The following is a 1,199-nucleotide window of genomic DNA, read 5'->3' on the forward strand; positions in this document are numbered from 1 at the left end:
GGTAATACCCCCATTTTTAATTGAATTAATGGGTAGAAAATCTAAAGCCTTGTTATTGTTTAAAAATAGGTGGACAACCATTTACTGACATATGAGGTCGTTCATGATTATAAAAGTACTGCCAGTCAGTTGTATAGTCCTGCACCTCGCTCAGATCTCGAAATAAATATTGATTTAGACACTCATAACGTACTGTACGATTAAATCGCTCAACATATGCATTTTGCTGTGGATTGCCTGGTTGAGTAAATACATGCTCAATACCATGCTGATCACACCACTTTTCCATCAGCTCACTTATATACTCTGGGCCATTGTCGGTTCTAATGCGTTTAGGTTTACCTCGCCATTCAATGAGCTGATCAAGTCCTCTCAGCACACGTTCTGCTGGCAACGAAAAGTCAATCAATATATCCAATGACTCGCGATTATAGTCATCAATCACGTTGTGAACTCGATAACTACGTCCATCACTGAGTTGATCATACATAAAGTCCATTGACCATGATTCATTCTTAGCTGTCGGTACTGCAAGGGTTTCAGGCTGTTCTCGTTTAATCCGCTTATTAGGCTTGATTCTTAAATTAAGCTCAAGCTCCTTATAAATGCGATAGACACGTTTGTGGTTCCATTTGTATTTTTTAACATTACGCAAATACAGGAAACAAAGCTTGAAGCCCCATGTTTTATGATCATTGGTTAATTGAATCAACCATTCGGCAATCTGTTGATTCTCTTCATCTAAACGAGCTTTATAGCGATAACACGTTTGACTGACTTTAAAAATTAAGCAGGCCATGCTGATTGAAATCTTAAATTGCTCAGTAGCTTGCTGAGCAAGTGACTTTCGCTGAACAGGCCTTAAAACTTTTTTAAAAGTGCATCTTGCAAGATGTCTGACTTTAGCCGCTCATCAGCATACATGCGTTTTAAACGGGCATTTTCAGCCTCAAGTTCTTTAAGCCGCGTCATCATTGAAAGATCCATGCCGCCATATTTGGACTTCCACTTGTAGAATGTAGCAGAGCTCATACCATGTTCGCGGCACAAGTTCGGTATGGGTGTTCCTGCTTCAGCTTGCTTCAAGATACTCATGATCAAGCTGTCTGAATACTTAGATGTTTTCATAGAAAATCTCCTTAAATCAAGGTTATTCGATTTTCTACTTTTAAACTCAATTATTTTTAGGGAGGATTACC

The 1,199-nt window shown here is 38.8% G+C and carries 1 protein-coding gene; it reads right to left on the minus strand.

The features are described 5' to 3' along the window. Positions 1 to 52 precede the first annotated feature (52 nt). A protein-coding gene (locus tag FTU09_RS13685; RefSeq protein WP_085945815.1) for an IS3-like element ISAba20 family transposase occupies positions 53 to 1,128 on the minus strand; the annotation gives its coding sequence in 2 pieces (ribosomal slippage) (positions 53 to 876 and positions 876 to 1,128; 1,077 coding nt in all). Between the last annotated feature and the right edge of the window lie 71 nt (positions 1,129 to 1,199).

Origin of the sequence: Acinetobacter sp. YH12058 (genome assembly GCF_013419805.1) — a bacterium.
GTDB classification, from domain to species: Bacteria; Pseudomonadota; Gammaproteobacteria; order Pseudomonadales; family Moraxellaceae; genus Acinetobacter; species Acinetobacter towneri.